Here is a 19,103-nt window from a genome sequence, read left to right on the forward strand (position 1 = left end):
TAGTGAAAAGAGGCTAGTCAATCGGTATATAGCGGAGAGCGAGTATTTGCCTTGGAGATCATTTTGACCCCCTCTACGAAGGTAATGTATTCAGTCCCCAACTTGGGGACTCGATAATAAAAAAAGTGGTTTTGTAAGGACATGATAATTGGCTACACATGTGTAGCCAATTCATCTGACGAATGGCATCATAATTTATGCATCACTTCATATATTTTCTTTGTCTCTTTCAAGTACTTAAGGCGACCTATATTCACGTCAAACATTTTATTAATGACGTCAGCGATTATTCCTGATATTTCCTCAATGCTAGTGCCTGCCTTTATCTGTTCAACAATCATTTCTGCCTCTGTGTCAAATTCATCATCAGGGGCACCATGCTCTATCAGACCGTACATGTCAATCTCCTTAAGTACATTCTTCACAGCGTCGAGAACATCCTTAGATACAACTCGTCTTATTTTTATTTCTTCATCCATTTTCTCTTCCCAATTCGTAGGTGATGCCCAGCTCATCCAAATCTTTTGCCTGTGTTCCTCGTCTCTAGCCAATCTTGCAATAGTGTCCTCACATGCCATCCATATATATTCATAATCATACTCTTTAGGGTTATAAAGGACTTTTCCTTTCACCTCAGCAACTAACAATTTACCATCTTTCTCAAAAATACAAGTTTTCCCATTTCTTTTCTGTCCAATGCAATAGCCACGCACTCTGTGGGATCTAAATGCATTCTTCAAATAGTAGAGATACACCTTTGCCGGTACCATCACTGTTTTCTCCTATAATTATTTTTTCTCATGTACTATTTGATCTATAGAAGAGAGCAAAAAACCTTGCATTGCTGCAAGGCTTTTCGCAACTCGGCTGCTTAACTCGAGTAATAGAGGCGTTTTATATGATAAAATCCTTTTACTATTATGTGCCTACAACACAGCCATAGTAATTTTCTTACCTAGCGGATTATATAGGTTTAAGATTGTCCCCATAAAAATCGAATTCAACCGATGTCCATGTATGTACAACAGAAAACCAATCTACTATTTCGTTTTGGTGTATCAAGTCATCCGTATAATAAACAGGAATCTCAATATATCCCATTAAAACAACCTCCGAGAATCATTCCCAACACCATTTAGGTTTGCATCTATATTTCCACTATAATTATCTTACCTCGCACACAATAATACCAATAAAAATACAATAAAAATTGGCCAGACATTGTCTGACCAATCCGATAATATTATTTCTTTGTTCTACTTCTCTTCTTGACTTCCTTTTCCACACCTCTAATGCTCTTTAAATACTCTTCCTCTACTGGAGACAACGTTATCTCTTGATACTTGCGATATTCTGCCTTTGCTTTCTGCAAAGCCAGATCATGGCTTACACTTCCAGCCCCCACAAGTAGCTTTCTGTTTCCTGAAGACAGGACAGAATCTAGTTGTTCCACATAATCGCTCATATACATGGGCTTGTGCTCAATAGCATTAATCTCTGCAAGATCAAAATAACCTGATACAAGATTGTTAAGAATCTTCAGTTCATCTTCTTTCAAATAATTTTTCGCAACACCAATATCTTTAAGCGCTGGAAGTTCACCTGAAAAAGAGGTAAGCCCCATAAATGGTTTTTCTGCATCTGCTCTTTCATATATGACTTCGGCTGCGGTATGTCCATGAGCAGCATAATGCAGCTTATTTTGAACAATCTTGAAGAATTTTATAGATTCCTCACTTTTGGGATTATAGTCAACACTCGTAGCATATAAGTCTAGAACCTGACGATATAGCACCTTCTCAGATGAGCGGATGTCCCTAATTCGATCCAGAAGTTCTTTCCAGTAGTTTCCGCCGCCATTCCCCTTTAGCCTATCATCATCCATTGCAAAGCCTTTGATGATATATTCCTTTAAAACAGAATTTGCCCATATACGGAACTGAGTTCCGCGGATAGATTTCACACGATATCCGACAGAAATAATTACATCTAAATTATAAAAGTCTACATCATAGACTTTTCCATCAGCGGCAGTGTAGGCAAATTTTGCCCACACTGAATCTTTCACCAACTCTCCTTCTTTAAAGATATTACGAACATGCTTACCTATAACACTTCGGTCTCTTTGAAACAGCTCCGCCATCTGATCGATTGAAAGCCATACTGTTTCATTTTTTAAGTTGACCTCAATTTTGGAAAGTCCATCATCCGTCTGATATATAATAATCTCACCAAATTCATCCATATCTTTCGCACTCTCCTCAAAACCCAAAACTTTTTTCTTTACCATTTATTTACAATTCTATTTTATCATTTTTCAGCTTCTTCCAACGAAATGATTGTGACTGGTTAAGTCCTTGTAATAGTTCCACCCGTTTACAATCTCCTCTGGCGAATGTGCATCATAACCGAATATGACTAAGTCCTTTGGTACCTCTTCCCAAAATTCTTCCTTGAAATAGCCCGGTTCAATACGTGAAGCATAATTGTATTCAAGTCTTATGGGATAGTTACTTTTCTTTACAGCGGTAATCAGCTTATCTGCATACTCTCTTTCAATTGCTCCAAACTCAGGTCTCTTTCTATATGAACGATCTGGATGTGCAACCACATCAAATAGTCCGCTTTCAACACCCTGTACCATTGCATCAAGCTGTCCCATAAACTCATTTGATCTGTCCTGATCATAAATACTCAGGCTTCCGTCAGTATGTTCAAAAAGATGCTGACCAAGGAGCATCACATCCAAGCCTTTCATGTCTCTAAGCTCTTTATAGTATTCAATATAGCTCGGGAAGTATTCAACCTCTAATCCACACTGAATATCGATTCGGCCCTTATACTCTTCTCTTAGCTGATTTATTGCTCCAATATATTCCGGCAACTGCTCATATGGCATTCTATTGCCAAGAGGATTCCCTGAAAAAGGAGCATGATCAGTAAAAACAATTCTGGTACCCCCTAAAGCTATCGCTGTCTCAACATATTCCCTATCCTCATAATTACCTGCATGCCCACATCTTTTTGTATGAACATGGAACACTTCTTTTTCTATTGGTACATACATTATAATATCCTCTGTTTCTCAGCCTTTTGCAGATCATCAAACGAACATGTATAGACCTGATTATCATCTAATCTATAGATTATTCCGCCTCTAATCTTCTTATTTTTGCCATCATGACGAGCACATCCTCCATCAATATCTATAATGTTTTCTGCAATGAATGGAGAAAGTTCTTTAAATTCTTTATTTGCATACCAAACCGGAACATGTCCAACAATAAAGGTCCAATCCTTCAATGAAGTGTATTCCTGTTTATCCACGTATAAGTCACGCCTAAATGGTGTGAGCCATACTGTACTCCAAGCCGTTTGATAATCAATCTCATTATATGGAACATCAATTTTATCCAAATCAAAGAATGAATGCGTCAGAAAGAACTTCTTTCCATTTACTTCAACAAGCTTTGTTAATGATCGAGTTTTAAGCCATTCAAGTAGTTCTACGCGTTCCTCAATCTTATAACGTCTATATCTAAAGTAAGTCTTGTTCCCACCGTTTCCGAAAATCCATAGCTCTCCATCCCTTCCCGGAAGCTTTTCATAATCATTGGTCGTGGTCCCATCTAAAGCAACGGCGTTAAGCATCATAAACTCATGATTCCCTATCAGCATATCCATATTAGTAGCATTCTTCACGTGCTGAAGAATATTTAAACCTTCAGGACCTCTATCGATTGCATCGCCAAGCATATAAAGCTGATCATTTTCAGAAAAATCCACCATCTCACGCAACTTTAAAAATATTCTATACTGCCCATGTAAGTCTGATACGACATATGTTGCCATAGCTATTCTTCCTCCTTAGTTAAGTCCATTATTCCACGTTAAAAGTATATGGCTATACATTAATGCTGTCATTAAACGGACAGTTCAAAGTGCAAGCTATTCCAGTTCCCCATCTCTGTGACAAATCTCATAATATTCGCACATAACGCAAAAGTGCTTACAAAACTTATTCTTCCCCAATAAGCATTTTCTAACCCAATACAACAGTCTCTTCATACACAGTTCCTCCTTACCAGCCCATATCATCCATATCATCTTCAAAATCGAGCCCTGCTTCCAGGCGATCATCTTCTCTGTCTCGCCTAAACTCTTTCTGTTTCCGCTCAAAATCCTTGTGCTCTTTCTTAGACATTCCGCCTACAAGACTCTTATACTGAGATTCTGTAATTCTTACATCTTTATCCTTTTCTCTTTTTCCAAAAAACATATTTGGTACCGCCCTTCTATGAATCAATTTGCAGTTCCACCCACAAATCACTTTGTTTCATCTCTCCTGATGATAGAATTGTCTCACTCGACATATCCTATAAAAAGGACAGTTCTCCGAGTCAATATCCATGCGGGTTTCGAGCATTTTTAAAGGGCAAAGGACATTTTAAAATACGGCAAAGAGGCGAACTCACATGAGCCCACCTCTTTATGTTAAGAATACTCTATATCTTAATCATTACTTTCTACATAATCCAGAAACATTTCATTTCCAGAGCTTATCAATCTCTGAATATAGCTTACGATTATCATTTCTTGACCATCCACCAAACTCTTCATTAAAGCTTGTATGCAATACATCCTCGTTAATGTTTCGCTCACGCTTAACATGATCAATAAACATCTTTAGAATAGCCAAATACACATCCTTATCATTTTCAACACGTTTATGACAATTAATGCGCCACTGTTGTTTAGTCACCCATCCAGAGTATAAATCATTCAATTCTGGGACAATAAAATTTACTACTCCTCCTATTCCCACATCCGCGATAGGCAACTTATCCGGCGATGGATACTTACATATCAGTACATGTAATAGTAAGTGCTCCAAATAGTCACAGTACACAATATTCTCCTTCAACTGCCACTCATATGGGCACATTTCGGCAAAAGCCTTTGTAGATAGCATAATCATCTTATCCTCTGCTTTATGGTGAGCAATGAGTCCCTCAGATGTTCTTGTACATTTTGAGTTCTTGTTAAAGGATCTTGTCATATAATCCGCTAAGCCAATACCATATTTTACTTGTAAGTAATCGCAGTACTCTAAGTATGTCATCTCCTTTACTTTAATGAATTCTTTCATATCCATGTGTTCTACACCTCCTGATAGACAATAATGAATCTACATTCCGGCAGCAGAATCACGTATAATAAGTTATATCAAAAGCCCCGGACACCATTGATCAAGTGGTGTGCCTTTGATAATGATAGTTAACCATAATCTGTTTGATACAGGGAGTTGCAACTAGGTTGCAATCGACTTGCAAGCAGGCAAAACAGGAGTTGTCCTAATGAGTAAATTATGTTTAAGCACATACTTAAGCGTGCTAAAAATATATGAAAATCCACAAGGATCTGGAGCGCGAAAAATTCTAAATGCGCTTGTTGAAAGCATCTGTGACAAACAGTACAACATCCCTGCTTATGAGATTTCAAAAATAAAAAATGGGGATAAAAACATAGCTGGCTATATAATGGATGACATTAAAGAAAGCATTTCAAATCCGCGCTATTTAGAGAACGCAAAAACAAGAGTGTTTCCCTTATTAAACCCCAGCAAGCACAGCGATATTTCTAAAACTTTGGCCATTATTGCTATGCATGACGATAGTATAAACAATGATTGCGTTATAGATTGTTTTTCTGGGATTAAGAAAAAAGATATAACAGAAATTAAGAATGAATTTGAATTTATTCTTGGTATTTTTCTTTATATCATAAGCAGTACACAGAACCAGCATACTCAATCATATGCTGCAGAAATCACTGACCAATACTGTAATGAAGCAATTAAAACTTATGATTCCCTTGAAATAAAAACCACTACAGTAGAAATTATCATGGACTCCGATATTTCTTCTCAAGCTAAATCCTTCTGCCGAGCCTATGAAGACAGTATTAATTTACTTCCACTATGCCAAATAGCAAATATCATTAGTCCATCTCATAACCATGTGAACAAGATGTACTCTGCTTATTGCGATTGTAGTGATAAACTTAAAGCACAGATTATGAAAGACAATAATTGCCCAATTATACATGTTTCTGACGTATATTCTCTATACAAGCTTCTTGCTCGTTATGAAGATGACATAGAAAACTTAGGACTAGCTTCAAAGCATAACATCTACATGTTTACGCAATATATTGCCCCAGCAATTAACGTTGAAGAATTTGAGACGATTGAATCTATGGAATTAATTGACCCTAATCCACCAATATTCCCTGTAGTTCCTTCACATATTCTCCCCAATTATACTTCATCCCATCTTTCAAAATTTATTGGAGATTACATATACTACAAGGGTACAGACAAAGAGCTTCCTGTACCATTTGATTGGATGTGGAATCATTTTAATTTTGCAACCTGTGAATATGCTGATCTTTTCCGGTGGCTTAATACCTTTATCATCAGTAGCTACCATGAAATAAAACAGCCTTCTGAAATTGATACGGAACTATATGAAAGTCCTATTATTCCGGAAATCTACTATGTAAAAACAATGGAGGATCTTCACTTCCTAGCTATGCTAACACTCTATTCGTTATACAGTTGTCTGTAGTAATTAAGCAAACGCTTTAAAAGCACAAAAAGGAGGGTAGCCTCACATTTTGCAAAGCTACCCTTCCCATCAAAACTCATTATTTAGTTAAACGGAATCACATCCAGATCCGGCAGATCTGTAAATCCATCGCCTGTAGAAGTTGATTCTCCGGAATTCTTGCTCTCGGCAAATTCCAGGTTCTCTACGATCACATCTGTGGTGTAGATCTTGGTATCGTCCTTGTCATAGCTGCCGGTTTGGATACGGCCGGTGACGATGAACTTTGTTCCTTTCTTGCCGTACTTTTCCAGGAAGTTGGCCTGGTTTTTGAAAGCTACGAGGCCAATGAAGTCAGCATTTGGCCCATCTCCTTCTTTTTTGAAATCCCTGTTTACTGCAAGAGTACATCTTGCTACTTTCTTGTCGGAGTCAGCATTTCTGATCTCCGCATCCCTAGTTAATCTACCTGATAATAATACTTTGTTCATGTGTGATATTTTTCATGAAACAACCAAATCCCCCTCCAGAGATCTGTTTCAGCAAATATTTTTCCTCCTTGAATTTTTGACATGGTGAATAATAGCATGAAATAGTGGAAGAACTGCCTCAACAGCGAATCAATTAAGGGTCAGTTTTGAATCAGAAATTTCGATAACATCCAATTATTCACCTCAGCAAACACATTTTTCCAAATCCTAAAAACTATATTTTAAGTAATTGTTTGGCATTATTACTAAATATATTATTTCGATCTTGCTCTAATTCAGTCGCTCGTAAAACTGACACAATAGAAAATGCCTGTGAAACAAATGGGTAATCTGTACCAAACAGAAGTCTACTACTTCCAACACTATCAATAAGCTTCCTAATATTCTTTGAAGGCTGAACACTTATATCAGTGTATGTGTTTGGAAACTCTTTTAAAATACTTGTCATATAATCAAAGTCAAAGCATCCACTGTGAGCTAAGATAAATGTTGCATTTGGAATACACGCTAGTACTTTTTTGAATTTCTCCAGTGACTGGGTAGTCACTTCCTTTTTAGTTTGTTTTGTTGGTATTGATGAATCAAGCATTTCTTTGGGTAATCCCTTACCGCTGCAGCTCAAAATAGGAAGTCCAGTTTTTTCTAACTCTTTAAGAAGTTCAATTGTTTTATCGCAATCGATTGGTACATTCCAAATATGAGGATTCAGTTTCCACCCCTTAATATCTAGCTTCATATAGTCATCAATTTTGGATAGAATATTTTCATCAAAAGGGTGAATCGACGCAAATGTAAGCAGGCGATTATTACGCGCTACCATCTCGTTCATAGTTGATGCACAACTTTTATTTGCCGGATTAATTTGTTGAACAACCGATTTAGAAATATGATTAGAATTCATATCCATTATAATTCGTTCTTCAGTTGCATAATTCAAAACCAAAGCACCTGAAAAAAGTTTTATCCGAGCCTTAATTCCATCTGAAGATAATAATGTAGTCGGACATTTTGTGAAATATATTTCATCTAAATCAAACAGTTTCATGGAAAATGGAAAGCAACTCATATCCATTAATGATTTTTCTTTATTCCATTTTTCTTTCTGTAAAAAAGAAGGAAAAAGCTGAGATAAGCCTGCAAATAAATGACAATGCATATCAATAATTTCATAGTTATCAACTAAATCAACATCTATCTTAAAATCACCATTGTCGCATAATTGCAATTCTGGATTCTCTTCTAGTATTTTTATTTTTTCTCTACAGTATTTCATCTCCACAAGTCCCGTTTGGTTTTCTCAATTAAACCGCAAGTTATATTCTCGAAGTCTTCCCTCTACCTTCTGCATCATTTACAACTTGTGATATGATTTTTGTAACATCAGCCTCAGGCAGATCTTTCAGATAAATGCAGTATTCATCTGGATATCCGCCGACAAATTTCATGTGTTCCATGGATATTTGTGAAGGGTTTGTAATCCAGAGTACCTGTTCTCCAAAATAGTCTTCAATATATCTTAATTTTTCACCATTGTATGTAATGACCATGTAAAAATCTCCAATTAATGTAGATCATCCCTCCAAAAGTTCACTTGAATCCATTGTTTTAATCCCATGTTTATTTAAGAGTTCCGCAATCTATGCTTATATATTTATCTTTTGTCTGAAATCTTAGAACGGAGCTAAAAGTTCAAGGATATTATTTCATCCATAGGTACAGCTTTTTTGCTTGCAGTTTCAACATCACATTCTTTTGCCCACAAGAAAGGATAAATAAGAATTCCCTGATAGAATGCAACATTTTCACAATCCCTTTCCCATTCCTGCCATCTCATGGTCCCATAGAATTTTTCTGTGTTGCCCCTAAAAACCCATGTAAGAAAATCATCGTACTGCACTTCCATGCATTCCCAATCCAATGTATCTGGAGCAAAATACCAGATATCCTTTTTGCCCGGATCAAATCTAGTGACATCCAAGGCGAATATTCCACCAAGAATATCGATTGCAATTACGGATAATCCTGACAGTTCCTCATAAATAACGCCATTTATGCAGTCACCCTGTTCGTTTAACAGACGTATCCAGTTATCAACGATTATGCCTTCGGGTTCGCACTGTGTAATCTTTCTTTCCGAGCTGCTTATTAAATCCTGTAACTCATTCAATATATCCATCTTCTGTAATTAGTTATCCTTCTTCAGTAATTTCATCAGATTCTCGGGTTTATCTATGCAGCCGGTGTTACCGTTAAAGCTTACCGCATCCAGCCACAAGACATAATGCAAACACAAATAATACTACTCGTCTTTTCATGTTTCCCTCATTACTCACTGTTCAAAACAAGCTATAGACTAAAGTCTAATCACATCTGCTAAGAGAAGCACCGCCACTGTACTTCTCTGAAAACTCATCCTCGTTCCATGTCTCATAGTATTCCAGGATATCCGCATCTTCTTCAGAAGACTGATACGTGTACTGTACTCCGTTATCAGACTCTGCCTTAATCTTGTATCCTCCAGTCTTCAGTTCCTCGAATAGCGAAATACTATCAAAATGATCCGGAACAAAATCATTATTTTCCATATGACCATAAATTATCTCTGCATCACCAAACTGTACATAGTATTCAGGCTGCATATCCCCATCAGTCTCATAGCCTATGGATGCTGTCTGCCAGGTTCCTGATACCACAGGATCACTCACTTTTGATGCCAAAAAAATAGATGTTGGACCGTCAGCTCCACCGATTATCGCTGCATCTTCTTTTTTCGCACCACATCCTACTGTTCCTATTACCATTATCAGCACAAGCGCTGTCACTACTATTTTCTTCATCTTAGTCTCTCTTCTTTTTCCTTAAGATACTTCATTACTGTCTCAAGCCCTTCCATCGGAACACAAAACGTGCCATCCCTGTGTATGCATCCCTCATGGACTTTATCGATATCAAACCACTTGACTTCTTCCACTTCCTCTGTCTGAAGCTTCAGCTTGGAAATATCCACAGGCTTTTCATACACGTAAACAAAAGCAACTTCATTGTCCTTAAACATTTTTCCATGGAATTCCATCTCATACTTAATATGAAACTTCCCGGCAAAAGTAAGATCTCCGGCCAGAGTTTTTATTCCAAGCTCCTCAAACAGTTCTCTCTGTGCAGACTCAAGTGGCTCATCACCAGCCTGGATATGTCCTGCCGATGAAGTATCATACATCCCAGGAAAAGATTCCTTTTCGGCGCTTCTCTTCTGAAGAAGAACCTGATATTTATCCACTTCCTTTCTCACAATCCAAATATGCGCTGTCCTGTGAGGAATCCCATTGTCATGTGCATCACTTCTGCTTACAGTCTCCCCGGTCGGAAAGCCGTTATCGTCAGTTATATCAAATATCTCCATTTTTCACTGCCTCTTTTCTGTTCCTGATGGCAAAAACAGCTGTACCAACTCCCGCCAGTACAAGCACGAATATTCCATAGACCATCGCAATGAAAGCTCCGACAATAGGTGTCTCAAAATCAGAACTAACAAAATAGTAGTAATAATATGTACTTAGTATCATTCCGGCAACGCATGATATCAGCAATAATAACGAAGACAGGAGATACTCCTTCATGCTTTTAGCCATAAAAACATTCATTATGACAAATGCCGCAATAACTATCATCCATATGGGATTAATATCAGCCATTCCGAGCATATCCCTAATCACAAACATTACAAGGGGAATTAGATTTAACCACTTCAAGAACTTCACTTTTTTCCTCCGCCAACAATTATTCTTTAACAAAATATATCTCTACCATTTTACACCATTGCTATCATTACAAAAACTTACTTTTGATGACATGAGAGAAACTATTCTGACCTTTGCGTCCGTATAGATTTTCATAAAACACAAAGATATGCCGTTAAAAAGGTGGACAGTCACTTCAGCGATGTCCACCTTATCTTATATTTATTATTTCAGCTTCATGCCATCTTTATCGGCATTTATCAGATAGTGAATGTTGCTCCATATAAAAACAGCTGCGGATTTTTAACTCCACAGCTGCCCATCTTATAATTCCTTGCCGCCTCTTATAACAACCTGGGTACAATATAGAACAACAGAACAATCAGCACTCCCAGTAACATATATTTCAGTCTGCTATTATCCACTTTACTTAGGCTGTTTATCATTTCCGTTCTAATAATATATCCGTGATAGTTTACCTGTTTGTTTTCCGGAACAAAGTTCTCCCTAACAGCCTGTCCATACCATGTAGTTCCGGCATTATCCATCACATATCTTTTGAATCTCTCTGCGCTTTCTAAATCATTCAGCACTATTGCTGCGCGGTACAGATAGTATTGCCTTTCAACTTCATTCCTTTATGTTTCCTTTACTGATATGTTCCCTTATTATCTGATCTGTAAACTCATATAGCTTTTCCGAACCTTCTCTTGTCTTTGACTGCCTGCCATATACCTGTTCCTTGGTAACCCCATGCTCTCTCCAGTCACCTCCACCGTTACTGTTGTTCAGCATAAGTGGCTGGAGGTTATCCATTGCATGCGCAAACTTCGATTCAGGAGTCTTATTTTCCTCAAACTCATCAAAAAGAGCTGTCAGTTCCTTTTTCTGATCCTCCGGTAAAATCGAGAATATCCTTTCCTTGGCTGCATCCTCGCGTTCCTTTTGGGTAGCAAGCCCCTCTTTGTCGTATGCATATGTATCACCGGCATCAATCTCAACTATGTCATGAATAAGGCACATTATCATGACCCTTGAAATATCAATATCCTTATTCGAGTATTCCTTAAGCAGATACGCCATAATAGCCATATGCCAGGCGTGCTCCGCATCATTTTCATTTCTGCCTTTTCCTGATAGATGAGTCTGCCTGAATACATTCTTTTCTTTATCTATCTCCAAGGCAAACTCCATTTGCTTTCTCAGTCTGTCATCCATTACTTATTCCCATTTCTTCCACACATCTGGCTGATATCCCAGTGTAGACTGCTTACCATTTCTCACTACCGGCGTCTTTATTATCTGCTGATTCTCAAGCAGTTTTTCCAGCTTATCTTTGATTTTATACCCTGAGCTATTGTATCTGCTTCATAAGAATAGACCCTGTAATCCTGTGAAGCTTTATATGTTCCTTCAGGATCCAATTGATTGAAGAATGCCATAATCTTTTCTGCTTTCGAAAGTGACATACTAAATTTCATAGTCCTATCTCCATAATATTTTTGTCCCAGTATCCATCAATATGCTTTTCTGCTGTCACAATACCTTCCATATCTTTCCAGGCATCATACCATTCGTCTGGAATAAGATCATCCAACACTATCGACCCTACACCATCCACGTACAGGACCAATTGTTCAAGTGTCTTTCTCAATTTTGTCCTGACTTTTGTTTTCTCATTATCCCTGAGAAGATCCAGAATATCATTAGCCTGCTCAACCTTAACACCATCATAAAGGCCATAATAACCGCCATCATCAAAAGAATCATCCTCATCGGCAATACGCGATATCACGATTGGATATTCCGCTACATCTGACGCTGCTATAATGTACCGCGCACTTCTGTAAAACTCCACTGCATCCTTAAGATCATTCTCATCAGGACGTCCCTTAGCGGTACCACCTATCAGCTTAAAGGGGCCGAAAGTATTGAAGCCAGGACAAGTGAATTTCCCTACAATCTCAGCATTCTTACCCTTTATGGACTCTGCCATTGATTTTGAAAAATCCTTATTCATGGCACTTGTCATTATGAAAAATATCTTCTTATTCTGAGGAAGATTAGCCTGTGCAAAATTCTTAACCTGCTGATGGAACTGCGCTGCGTAGATACTTGAAGATATTGACTTGCTTTGCTCCCTCAATCATTTCATCATAAGACTGTTTTTCAGCCTCAGTCAGTTCCCTGATTTGCATGTTATAACTAATAAACCTCTTTATCCCTACGTTTGTTTACTGTCTCATTCTCCGCATTTATCTTTGAAAAACATGGACAGGTTTCATCATGGTCGTTGATAATACCGCATGCCTGCAGGTGAGAATAAATCGTCACTTCACCAACATACTTGAATCCTCGTTTCTTCAGATCTTTGCTGATAGTCTTTGACAGCCCATTACTGACAGGAATCTTGCCCCCAAGCTTGCTGTGTCCATTATATAAAATGACCTTGTTATCCGAGTACGACCACATGTAGTTGCAGAAGCTCCCGAATTCTTCCCGCACCTTCTGAAAACACTTCGCATTGTTTATTACTGCAGCTATCTTCCGGGGAGACTTTATCATGTCTTCCGTATCAAGGATCCTCTGAACATCTGCATCATCATAGGCAGCGATCTTGTCATAATCAAATCCATCAAAACATGACCTGAAAATCTCGCGCTTTTTAAGCATCAGATCCCAGGAAAGTCCGCACTGCATACACTCCAGCATCAGATGCTCAAACATCTTTCGATCGTCATGCACCGGAATTCCCCATTCATTATCATGGTATGTCTTATTTCGTTCGTTGAAATCAGCCCACCCGCAATAACCCATGCTGTCACCTTCTTATATTTTTATGTCCACTATAGATTATATCCCAGATGCAACCTTCATTATAGTCATACAATAGAAAAAGCCGCCCATCAAGGCAGCTATTGTTTTAGGGAGGATGCTGTCTGGTTCTTCACCAGACAGCGGTTATGAAAAAGTATTATATCAATATTAACAAGAGTTTCTGTCCTCTTGATAGCTTTATGATACATTCGAAAACTTAACTCATCTTAAAATTCCTTTGAACATAATGTGAATAATATCCCCGTAACGTTCATAATCTGTTTACATGGCTTTTTGTTTTGCTTTAGGCTGGAAATGTATAGTAATAACAACAAGAGGAACAAACCTCTTGGAACCCCTCATAAGAATACATATTCATAGTTGCAATATCGATAACCCTATTCCCCATAAGTGGTAAAATATAGGAAATAGATTTCTAAAATGCCCCGGGAATAAAGATTAATCCCCGAGGCATATGTAAATCCTGTATTCAGTTTTACTTCACTTCGTCAGTGGAGCCGTCCTTCTTAACCACCACCAGCTTGCATCCAAGTCCGAATGCTGCTACAGATCCTGCTATAAGTGCCCAGGGTGCTGCTGCAAGTCCAAGAACTCCGCCGATGATCCCGACATTTACAGGGACACTGAGAACAATCTCATCGCCCTTCTTCACCTGAATTCTGTCGACATTGCCATCCTCAACGATCTTCTTAAGCTTATCAATAAGCTTCTTTACGTCTTCTTCCAGCTCACATGCCTTGGGCTGAAGGAGCTTTATTGCCTCATCTGCATCGCCATTTGTCTGCTGCAGCGCTTCCTTGGCTGCTGCGTAGTCGACTCCTGTCTGATTCATTACCTTTTCAATTGCTTCAAGTGTGATGTCCATAAAATCCTCCTCTTTAAGCTTCCTTGACTACAAAACTTATTGTAATTGCTACTTTGATCTATATTATCAGCGGATAAGGAACAATTCCGTTTCCGGCTGTTTCTGCTTTTCTTTCGCTTTTACTGCTTCCCCCATCAGCCGCTTAATGACATCCCTGACAGGAAGTACATAGCACATTCCAATGACAGCAAGACAGATGCTCTCTATCATGAACATCGTATTTGCCTCACTGGCTGCTTCCCATGCAAGAAGCACACCAACGATAATTGCTAAAACACCTGCGTATTTCTTTAATCTGCTGTTCATGCCGTCCTCCTCATAAAAACTCCGGGATAGTTCATCCCAGGGCATCTGATCAAAGGTTAAATCCTTTAATTTCACCATTGTCGTCAGAATCAGGCTTGAAACCTACCGGCTCAGCTGATTCATAGACATTTTCTTCCGAGTAACTGTTTTCTTCGATTCTCTTAACGGTTACAACATTTTCAGGATTTTCATCCATGATTATCGCTGCAATTATGTATGGCAGGATACCAACGCCTGTAAACAAGACAAGTAACACATATACAAGTCTTATCACTGTCGGATCTATGCCAAAATATTCTGCTATGCCTCCGCACACGCCACAAACCTTTTTATCTGCACTCTTGTACAATTTCTTTCCATTCATAACAACTTCCTCACTTTCTGAGAAGCACCATCTGTTTATATAACGATTGTAAAATTGAAATATCTTCAGATAAATGTTCTTCCTCGCAAAAATGGCATGTCTATTCTTCTTTTACAGAGTTTTTTACATCCTTATCCTGACCGTATGGTATCACCAGTACAAAAACTTCAGGCCAACCTACACTGATTATGGCCGAATTTACACGGAACTCATTTATTTTTCATGAATAAAAATTTCAAATATGCCACCCAAAAAAGTATTTTTAAAACATTATAGTTTCCTCTAAAGTTATCTCTCTCACCCATCGATATATTTCCTGTAAGCGACAAGGAACATTCAAATGGCCAATACGAATGAAACAAAAATAAGATGATTAAATGGAGGTTTCTCTTATGTATATGTACGAACTGTTTCTTTCAAATGATGTAGAAGGCAAGAGCATTCACTTTATCCAGACAAACCACAAGGCAGATAACCTTGAGAAATGGCTTAGAAAGCTTGTAAAAGATAACACTATCACAGAAGATATTGCTAACGCAGTAACCTTCGTTTGGTAATCCATATATAACACTAACGGAAGATTCCAAAAGGGATCTTCTTTTTTTATGTTCACTTAAGTTTCGGATGCTAATATACATCCATCGGGAGATGAAAATCTTCTGGAAATAGCAAAGAAACTTTTTTCATACAATTCTTCATAACAACACGCCCGGGACAGCGCAGTTCCGGGCAACTTCAAAAACAATGCCGCGGTACTTGTAAACCAATACAAATGCAAATGATAGAGTACAACAGAATACCATGCTTCCCAAAACATCTCATATATGACATCTGTATTCGCCTCGTAGGCATAGCCACCGATTGACGATAAGAGTCTTGCAATATTGGGAGGGCAGCACGCACAGCCAAACCATTTCTGACGCTCGATTTTTACATGCCTCTTGTAAATGATATGGCTAAGGTAATAAATAACGATATCAATGAAATTGCTAAAAAGGTTGAAGAGTTGACAGATAAAGAGCTGGAAAAGGTTGCCGGAGGAGTTAAAAAACCTGCCCGGCCGGTCAGGTTTTGATAGGAAATAAATGTGAAAAGAAGAAAAAGCTAAATTTGAATCCTGACCAAAATATACAATAATAAAATAAGGCTACAGGAACTGATGATTTTTGATTTTCCTGTAGCCTTTATATTTTTACATTGTCGCGTATCTCATTATAGTTTCTTCCGAGAATTCATCCTTTTGAAGTTCTCCTGTTATTCTGCCTTCATTCATGACGCAGATCCTGTCACAGGTGCCTATGAGCTCAGGCAGTTCTGAACTGACCATGATGATGGATAGTCCCTGTTCCAGAAGGGAATTCAGAATAGTGTAGATTTCACGCTTTGATCCTACATCGACACCTCTTGTCGGTTCATCTACCAGAAGTATCTTGCAGTCTGCAGCAATCCATTTTCCCAGAACAACCTTCTGCTGATTGCCACCGGACAGGTTCTTTACGTTTGCATCTCTCCCCGGTGTTCTGATATTGAATAGCTTGATATATTTATCAGCCGCATCCGTTTCCTTTTTCCTGATTATCTTGCCAAACTTGTTGCTATATAGCGGTAATGCAGGAAGGGATACATTAAATACCAGGCTGTTATTCAGCTGAAGTCCTTCTACCTTTCTCTCCTCCGGAACTATGCCAAATCCTGCTTCCAGAGCCTGTTTGATATTATCAAACTTACGCTCCTTCCCAAAAAGTGTGATCTTCCCACTATCAATTTTATCTGCACCTATGATGGCTCTCAGTGTCTCTGTTCTTCCTGCTCCGGCGAGACCCGCCAGCCCCAGCACTTCTCCCTTATGAAGCTCCAGTGACACATTATCAAGGACTCCCTGTCTCGTCAGGCCTTCAACCTTAAGGACTACATCTCCTATTTTCACATCTCTTGAAGGATAGATATCGCTCATCTGTCTGCCAACCATCTTTTCAACAAGCTTATCCGTATCGTAATCCTTCGTCATGCCATTCTCAACCAGCTGGCCGTCCTTCATGATGGTTACCTTATTACACAACTCGAAAATTTCCTTGAGCCTGTGTGAGATGTAGACAAAGGATATTCCCTGATCAGAGAGAGATTTCACCAGTTCGAAAAGTGTCTTTAGCTCCTCATCAGCCAGTACTGCTGTAGGTTCATCAAGAACTATTATCTTAGCATTCTTGGACAGAGCCTTGGCGATTTCAACCATCTGCCTCTTAGCCACACTTAAGTTACCTACGAATTCGCCGGGATCCACAGGCAGATTTACACGGTCCAGAACCTCCTTTGCATCAGCTTTCATCTTAGCGAAGTCAATTTTCCCAAATTTGTCCGTCGGATACCTGTTCTGATATATGTTTTCTGCCACGGTAAAATGAGGCAGGAGCATGAGTTCCTGATAGATAACAGCGACTCCCTTTTCTATCATCAAAGCAGGTGTCGGGTGTTCTATCTTTTCACCATCAATGATGATTTCTCCCTCATCGAGGGTATAAGCTCCTGACAGAATTTTCATCAGTGTGGATTTTCCTGCACCATTTTCTCCAACTAATCCCAGTATATCTCCGTCGCACAGCTCTATTGACAGATCGTCCAGTGCCTTGACACCCGGAAAAGACTTTGAAATATGATTCATCTTTAACATGAGCGTTTTCTTCCTTCACTTTTTATTACTGAAGACCTGTTCCAAGGTGCTCAGCAACGTTCTCTTTTGATACAAGAGTGGGAATACAGTTTACTACTTCATCCTGGGGCTGCTTTGTAAGTACATTGTATGCAGCGATCATAGCCTCGGGGGACATTGTAGGATAGATGATCGTGAATGCCATCTGTCCGTTCTCAACCATCTGGAATGCTGCTTCTTCGCCGTCCATACCTGTGATGAGAATGCCCTCGTTATCACGTCCTGCAGCAACTACTGTCTCAGCAACAGCTTCTGCCATGGGATCGTTGTGGCAATATATTGCCTGGATTTCGCCTTCACCATACTTCTGAAGCATATCTTCCATGTAGGAAGCAGCCTTTGCAGAATTGAAATCACAATCCTGTGAATCTACGATTTTGATATCAGGATACTTGGAAGCTATTGTCTCTTCGAAACCTGCCTGACGATCGATTGCAGCAGATGATCCGGTAGTTCCGCATACTTCTATGACATTACCTTTGCCGCCCATCATCTCTGCAAGCTTATCTGCAGCCATAACTCCCATTTCCTTATTATCAGCTACAACCTTTACAGTAACAGGTGTATCTACTTCACGGTCCATTGTTACAACAGGAATACCTGCATCCATTGCCTCCGCAACAGCATCTGTCAGACCGTCTGATGTAAGAGGTGATACCATGATAAGGTCAACGCCTCTTGATATAAGGTCCTCAATATTTGCAGCCTGAGTTGCAACGTCGCCCTGTGCATCCGTTTCAACCCACTGCAGATTCGGATAATGCTCCTTTGCGTATTCCTGATTTCTCTCCTTGATTGCGATTGTATATGCAGCATCAGTTGCTCTCTGTGCATATCCTATTGTAAAAGTTTCGTCTCCACCGGGTTCATCTGCTGTGGCTGTTGCCTCGTCTTTTATCTCTTCTGTCGAAGCCTCTTCTGTAACTTCCTCTGCAGCCTCTTCTGCCACTTCTGTCGTCTCTTCTGCTACAGCCTCTTCTTTTGCAGGCTCCTCTGTCTTTGTCTCGGCAGGAGCAGATCCGCAGCCTGAGAGCGATACTACCATCACACCTGTTAATAATGCAGACAATACTTTCTTATTCATTTTCTTCCTCCTTATCTTATAAAAAGATACATGTAAGTTGCGACGAATTCTCTCTTCGTCAGTTCTATTTCACATCGGGAAAAGTGAGGGCAATTATCTACTT

Annotated in this window: 26 protein-coding genes and 1 pseudogene; 3 read left to right on the plus strand and 24 right to left on the minus strand. The window is 39.0% G+C overall.

Features of this window, described 5'->3' with window-relative positions:
• Positions 1-188 precede the first annotated feature (188 nt).
• From G630_RS0114245 to G630_RS23790, 6 genes are all read right to left on the minus strand, one after another.
• Positions 189-770 carry a hypothetical protein gene (locus G630_RS0114245; protein ID WP_026498973.1) on the minus strand — a complete coding sequence of 194 codons (582 nt, stop codon included), beginning with the start codon at positions 768-770 and terminating at the stop codon, positions 189-191.
• Positions 771-1,243: 473 nt separating this feature from the next.
• The gene (locus G630_RS0114255; protein ID WP_330363814.1) at positions 1,244-2,290 is read right to left on the minus strand and encodes a virulence RhuM family protein; all 1,047 of its coding nucleotides are present in this window, start codon (positions 2,288-2,290) and stop codon (positions 1,244-1,246) included.
• 27 nt (positions 2,291-2,317) lie between these two features.
• Complete coding sequence (locus G630_RS22070; RefSeq protein ID WP_049946233.1) at positions 2,318-3,067, minus strand: PHP domain-containing protein; 750 nt, start codon at positions 3,065-3,067, stop codon at positions 2,318-2,320.
• A complete protein-coding gene (locus tag G630_RS23785) occupies positions 3,067-3,852 on the minus strand; it encodes a metallophosphoesterase (protein WP_049946234.1) in 786 nt (261 codons plus the stop codon). The genes G630_RS22070 and G630_RS23785 overlap by 1 nt, the downstream gene beginning before the upstream one ends.
• Positions 3,853-4,081: 229 nt before the next feature.
• A complete protein-coding gene (locus G630_RS0114275; protein ID WP_026498975.1) occupies positions 4,082-4,279 on the minus strand; it encodes a hypothetical protein in 198 nt (65 codons plus the stop codon).
• Between the two features lie 267 nt (positions 4,280-4,546).
• Positions 4,547-5,155, minus strand: a complete 609-nt coding sequence (locus G630_RS23790) for a hypothetical protein (protein ID WP_049946235.1) — start codon at positions 5,153-5,155, stop codon at positions 4,547-4,549.
• A gap of 202 nt (positions 5,156-5,357) precedes the next feature.
• Here G630_RS23790 and G630_RS0114285 point away from each other — a divergent pair, with 202 nt between their 5' ends.
• Complete coding sequence (locus tag G630_RS0114285; protein WP_026498976.1) at positions 5,358-6,629, plus strand: hypothetical protein; 1,272 nt, start codon at positions 5,358-5,360, stop codon at positions 6,627-6,629.
• A gap of 83 nt (positions 6,630-6,712) precedes the next feature.
• Here G630_RS0114285 and G630_RS0114290 read toward each other — a convergent pair whose 3' ends face one another.
• The 16 genes and pseudogenes from G630_RS0114290 to G630_RS25745 form a co-directional block, all read right to left on the minus strand.
• Positions 6,713-7,099, minus strand: a complete 387-nt coding sequence (locus G630_RS0114290; RefSeq protein WP_026498977.1) for a single-stranded DNA-binding protein — start codon at positions 7,097-7,099, stop codon at positions 6,713-6,715.
• A gap of 214 nt (positions 7,100-7,313) precedes the next feature.
• The gene (locus tag G630_RS0114295) at positions 7,314-8,372 is read right to left on the minus strand and encodes an amidohydrolase family protein (RefSeq protein WP_026498978.1); all 1,059 of its coding nucleotides are present in this window, start codon (positions 8,370-8,372) and stop codon (positions 7,314-7,316) included.
• A 40-nt stretch (positions 8,373-8,412) separates the two neighbouring features.
• Entirely contained in the window at positions 8,413-8,646 is a 234-nt protein-coding gene (locus G630_RS22085) for a hypothetical protein (protein WP_044959411.1), read from the minus strand.
• Between the two features lie 134 nt (positions 8,647-8,780).
• On the minus strand, positions 8,781-9,275 hold the full coding sequence (locus G630_RS22090; RefSeq protein ID WP_049946236.1) for a DUF2625 family protein: 495 nt from the start codon (positions 9,273-9,275) through the stop codon (positions 8,781-8,783).
• Positions 9,276-9,459: 184 nt separating this feature from the next.
• On the minus strand, positions 9,460-9,936 hold the full coding sequence (locus tag G630_RS0114310) for a hypothetical protein (protein ID WP_026498979.1): 477 nt from the start codon (positions 9,934-9,936) through the stop codon (positions 9,460-9,462).
• Positions 9,933-10,499 (minus strand): NUDIX hydrolase, encoded by a 567-nt coding sequence (locus G630_RS0114315; RefSeq protein WP_026498980.1) that lies wholly within the window; start codon positions 10,497-10,499, stop codon positions 9,933-9,935. The genes G630_RS0114310 and G630_RS0114315 overlap by 4 nt, the downstream gene beginning before the upstream one ends.
• Positions 10,486-10,857, minus strand: a complete 372-nt coding sequence (locus tag G630_RS0114320) for a hypothetical protein (RefSeq protein ID WP_022762051.1) — start codon at positions 10,855-10,857, stop codon at positions 10,486-10,488. The genes G630_RS0114315 and G630_RS0114320 overlap by 14 nt, the downstream gene beginning before the upstream one ends.
• 323 nt (positions 10,858-11,180) lie before the next feature.
• The gene (locus G630_RS0114325; RefSeq protein ID WP_026498981.1) at positions 11,181-11,429 is read right to left on the minus strand and encodes a hypothetical protein; all 249 of its coding nucleotides are present in this window, start codon (positions 11,427-11,429) and stop codon (positions 11,181-11,183) included.
• A 37-nt stretch (positions 11,430-11,466) separates the two neighbouring features.
• A complete protein-coding gene (locus G630_RS0114330; RefSeq protein ID WP_026498982.1) occupies positions 11,467-12,054 on the minus strand; it encodes an HD domain-containing protein in 588 nt (195 codons plus the stop codon).
• Positions 12,055-12,057: 3 nt separating this feature from the next.
• Positions 12,058-12,174, minus strand: a pseudogene (locus G630_RS25850) (arsenate reductase family protein); the annotation flags it as partial.
• Positions 12,135-12,317: a hypothetical protein gene (locus G630_RS0114335; protein WP_022762048.1), complete on the minus strand. Its 183-nt coding sequence runs from the start codon at positions 12,315-12,317 to the stop codon at positions 12,135-12,137. The pseudogene G630_RS25850 and the gene G630_RS0114335, both read right to left, overlap by 40 nt.
• On the minus strand, positions 12,314-12,982 hold the full coding sequence (locus G630_RS23795; RefSeq protein WP_049946237.1) for a hypothetical protein: 669 nt from the start codon (positions 12,980-12,982) through the stop codon (positions 12,314-12,316). Before G630_RS23795 ends, G630_RS0114335 begins: the two co-directional genes overlap by 4 nt.
• 59 nt (positions 12,983-13,041) lie before the next feature.
• Entirely contained in the window at positions 13,042-13,653 is a 612-nt protein-coding gene (locus G630_RS0114345) for a DNA-3-methyladenine glycosylase I (RefSeq protein ID WP_026498983.1), read from the minus strand.
• A 496-nt stretch (positions 13,654-14,149) separates the two neighbouring features.
• Complete coding sequence (locus G630_RS0114350; RefSeq protein WP_022762044.1) at positions 14,150-14,539, minus strand: DUF4342 domain-containing protein; 390 nt, start codon at positions 14,537-14,539, stop codon at positions 14,150-14,152.
• 66 nt (positions 14,540-14,605) lie between these two features.
• Positions 14,606-14,845, minus strand: a complete 240-nt coding sequence (locus tag G630_RS0114355) for a hypothetical protein (protein WP_026498984.1) — start codon at positions 14,843-14,845, stop codon at positions 14,606-14,608.
• A gap of 49 nt (positions 14,846-14,894) precedes the next feature.
• Complete coding sequence (locus G630_RS25745) at positions 14,895-15,209, minus strand: PspC domain-containing protein (protein WP_022762042.1); 315 nt, start codon at positions 15,207-15,209, stop codon at positions 14,895-14,897.
• A gap of 392 nt (positions 15,210-15,601) precedes the next feature.
• Between G630_RS25745 and G630_RS24765 the strand changes: the two genes are divergently transcribed.
• Both G630_RS24765 and G630_RS24330 read left to right on the plus strand, forming a co-directional pair.
• Complete coding sequence (locus G630_RS24765) at positions 15,602-15,766, plus strand: hypothetical protein (protein WP_022762041.1); 165 nt, start codon at positions 15,602-15,604, stop codon at positions 15,764-15,766.
• Between the two features lie 395 nt (positions 15,767-16,161).
• Positions 16,162-16,284 (plus strand): bacteriocin, encoded by a 123-nt coding sequence (locus G630_RS24330; RefSeq protein ID WP_196805220.1) that lies wholly within the window; start codon positions 16,162-16,164, stop codon positions 16,282-16,284.
• A gap of 117 nt (positions 16,285-16,401) precedes the next feature.
• Here the strand turns inward: G630_RS24330 and G630_RS0114380 are convergent, their stop codons facing one another.
• A complete protein-coding gene (locus tag G630_RS0114380; protein ID WP_242829940.1) occupies positions 16,402-17,868 on the minus strand; it encodes a sugar ABC transporter ATP-binding protein in 1,467 nt (488 codons plus the stop codon).
• Positions 17,869-17,902: 34 nt separating this feature from the next.
• On the minus strand, positions 17,903-19,000 hold the full coding sequence (locus G630_RS22105) for a substrate-binding domain-containing protein (RefSeq protein ID WP_022762038.1): 1,098 nt from the start codon (positions 18,998-19,000) through the stop codon (positions 17,903-17,905).
• Positions 19,001-19,103: the final 103 nt, after the last annotated feature.

Source organism: Butyrivibrio sp. WCD2001 (assembly GCF_000424485.1).
In the GTDB taxonomy this organism is placed as follows: Bacteria; Bacillota; Clostridia; order Lachnospirales; family Lachnospiraceae; genus Butyrivibrio.

What these genes read in the sequence shown, in the direction of transcription:
- G630_RS0114245 (WP_026498973.1), bottom strand. Translation starts at nt 770, where the DNA reads ATGGTACCGGCAAAGGTGTATCTCTACTATTTGAAGAATGCATTTAGA.
- G630_RS0114255 (WP_330363814.1), bottom strand. Translation starts at nt 2,290, where the DNA reads ATGGTAAAGAAAAAAGTTTTGGGTTTTGAGGAGAGTGCGAAAGATATG.
- G630_RS22070 (WP_049946233.1), bottom strand. Translation starts at nt 3,067, where the DNA reads ATGTATGTACCAATAGAAAAAGAAGTGTTCCATGTTCATACAAAAAGA.
- G630_RS23785 (WP_049946234.1), bottom strand. Translation starts at nt 3,852, where the DNA reads ATGGCAACATATGTCGTATCAGACTTACATGGGCAGTATAGAATATTT.
- G630_RS0114275 (WP_026498975.1), bottom strand. Translation starts at nt 4,279, where the DNA reads ATGTTTTTTGGAAAAAGAGAAAAGGATAAAGATGTAAGAATTACAGAA.
- G630_RS23790 (WP_049946235.1), bottom strand. Translation starts at nt 5,155, where the DNA reads ATGGATATGAAAGAATTCATTAAAGTAAAGGAGATGACATACTTAGAG.
- G630_RS0114285 (WP_026498976.1), top strand. Translation starts at nt 5,358, where the DNA reads ATGAGTAAATTATGTTTAAGCACATACTTAAGCGTGCTAAAAATATAT.
- G630_RS0114290 (WP_026498977.1), bottom strand. Translation starts at nt 7,099, where the DNA reads ATGAACAAAGTATTATTATCAGGTAGATTAACTAGGGATGCGGAGATC.
- G630_RS0114295 (WP_026498978.1), bottom strand. Translation starts at nt 8,372, where the DNA reads ATGAAATACTGTAGAGAAAAAATAAAAATACTAGAAGAGAATCCAGAA.
- G630_RS22085 (WP_044959411.1), bottom strand. Translation starts at nt 8,646, where the DNA reads ATGGTCATTACATACAATGGTGAAAAATTAAGATATATTGAAGACTAT.
- G630_RS22090 (WP_049946236.1), bottom strand. Translation starts at nt 9,275, where the DNA reads ATGGATATATTGAATGAGTTACAGGATTTAATAAGCAGCTCGGAAAGA.
- G630_RS0114310 (WP_026498979.1), bottom strand. Translation starts at nt 9,936, where the DNA reads ATGAAGAAAATAGTAGTGACAGCGCTTGTGCTGATAATGGTAATAGGA.
- G630_RS0114315 (WP_026498980.1), bottom strand. Translation starts at nt 10,499, where the DNA reads ATGGAGATATTTGATATAACTGACGATAACGGCTTTCCGACCGGGGAG.
- G630_RS0114330 (WP_026498982.1), bottom strand. Translation starts at nt 12,054, where the DNA reads ATGGATGACAGACTGAGAAAGCAAATGGAGTTTGCCTTGGAGATAGAT.
- G630_RS0114335 (WP_022762048.1), bottom strand. Translation starts at nt 12,317, where the DNA reads ATGAAATTTAGTATGTCACTTTCGAAAGCAGAAAAGATTATGGCATTC.
- G630_RS0114345 (WP_026498983.1), bottom strand. Translation starts at nt 13,653, where the DNA reads ATGGGTTATTGCGGGTGGGCTGATTTCAACGAACGAAATAAGACATAC.
- G630_RS0114350 (WP_022762044.1), bottom strand. Translation starts at nt 14,539, where the DNA reads ATGGACATCACACTTGAAGCAATTGAAAAGGTAATGAATCAGACAGGA.
- G630_RS0114355 (WP_026498984.1), bottom strand. Translation starts at nt 14,845, where the DNA reads ATGAACAGCAGATTAAAGAAATACGCAGGTGTTTTAGCAATTATCGTT.
- G630_RS25745 (WP_022762042.1), bottom strand. Translation starts at nt 15,209, where the DNA reads ATGAATGGAAAGAAATTGTACAAGAGTGCAGATAAAAAGGTTTGTGGC.
- G630_RS24765 (WP_022762041.1), top strand. Translation starts at nt 15,602, where the DNA reads ATGTATATGTACGAACTGTTTCTTTCAAATGATGTAGAAGGCAAGAGC.
- G630_RS24330 (WP_196805220.1), top strand. Translation starts at nt 16,162, where the DNA reads ATGGCTAAGGTAATAAATAACGATATCAATGAAATTGCTAAAAAGGTT.
- G630_RS0114380 (WP_242829940.1), bottom strand. Translation starts at nt 17,868, where the DNA reads ATGAATCATATTTCAAAGTCTTTTCCGGGTGTCAAGGCACTGGACGAT.
- G630_RS22105 (WP_022762038.1), bottom strand. Translation starts at nt 19,000, where the DNA reads ATGAATAAGAAAGTATTGTCTGCATTATTAACAGGTGTGATGGTAGTA.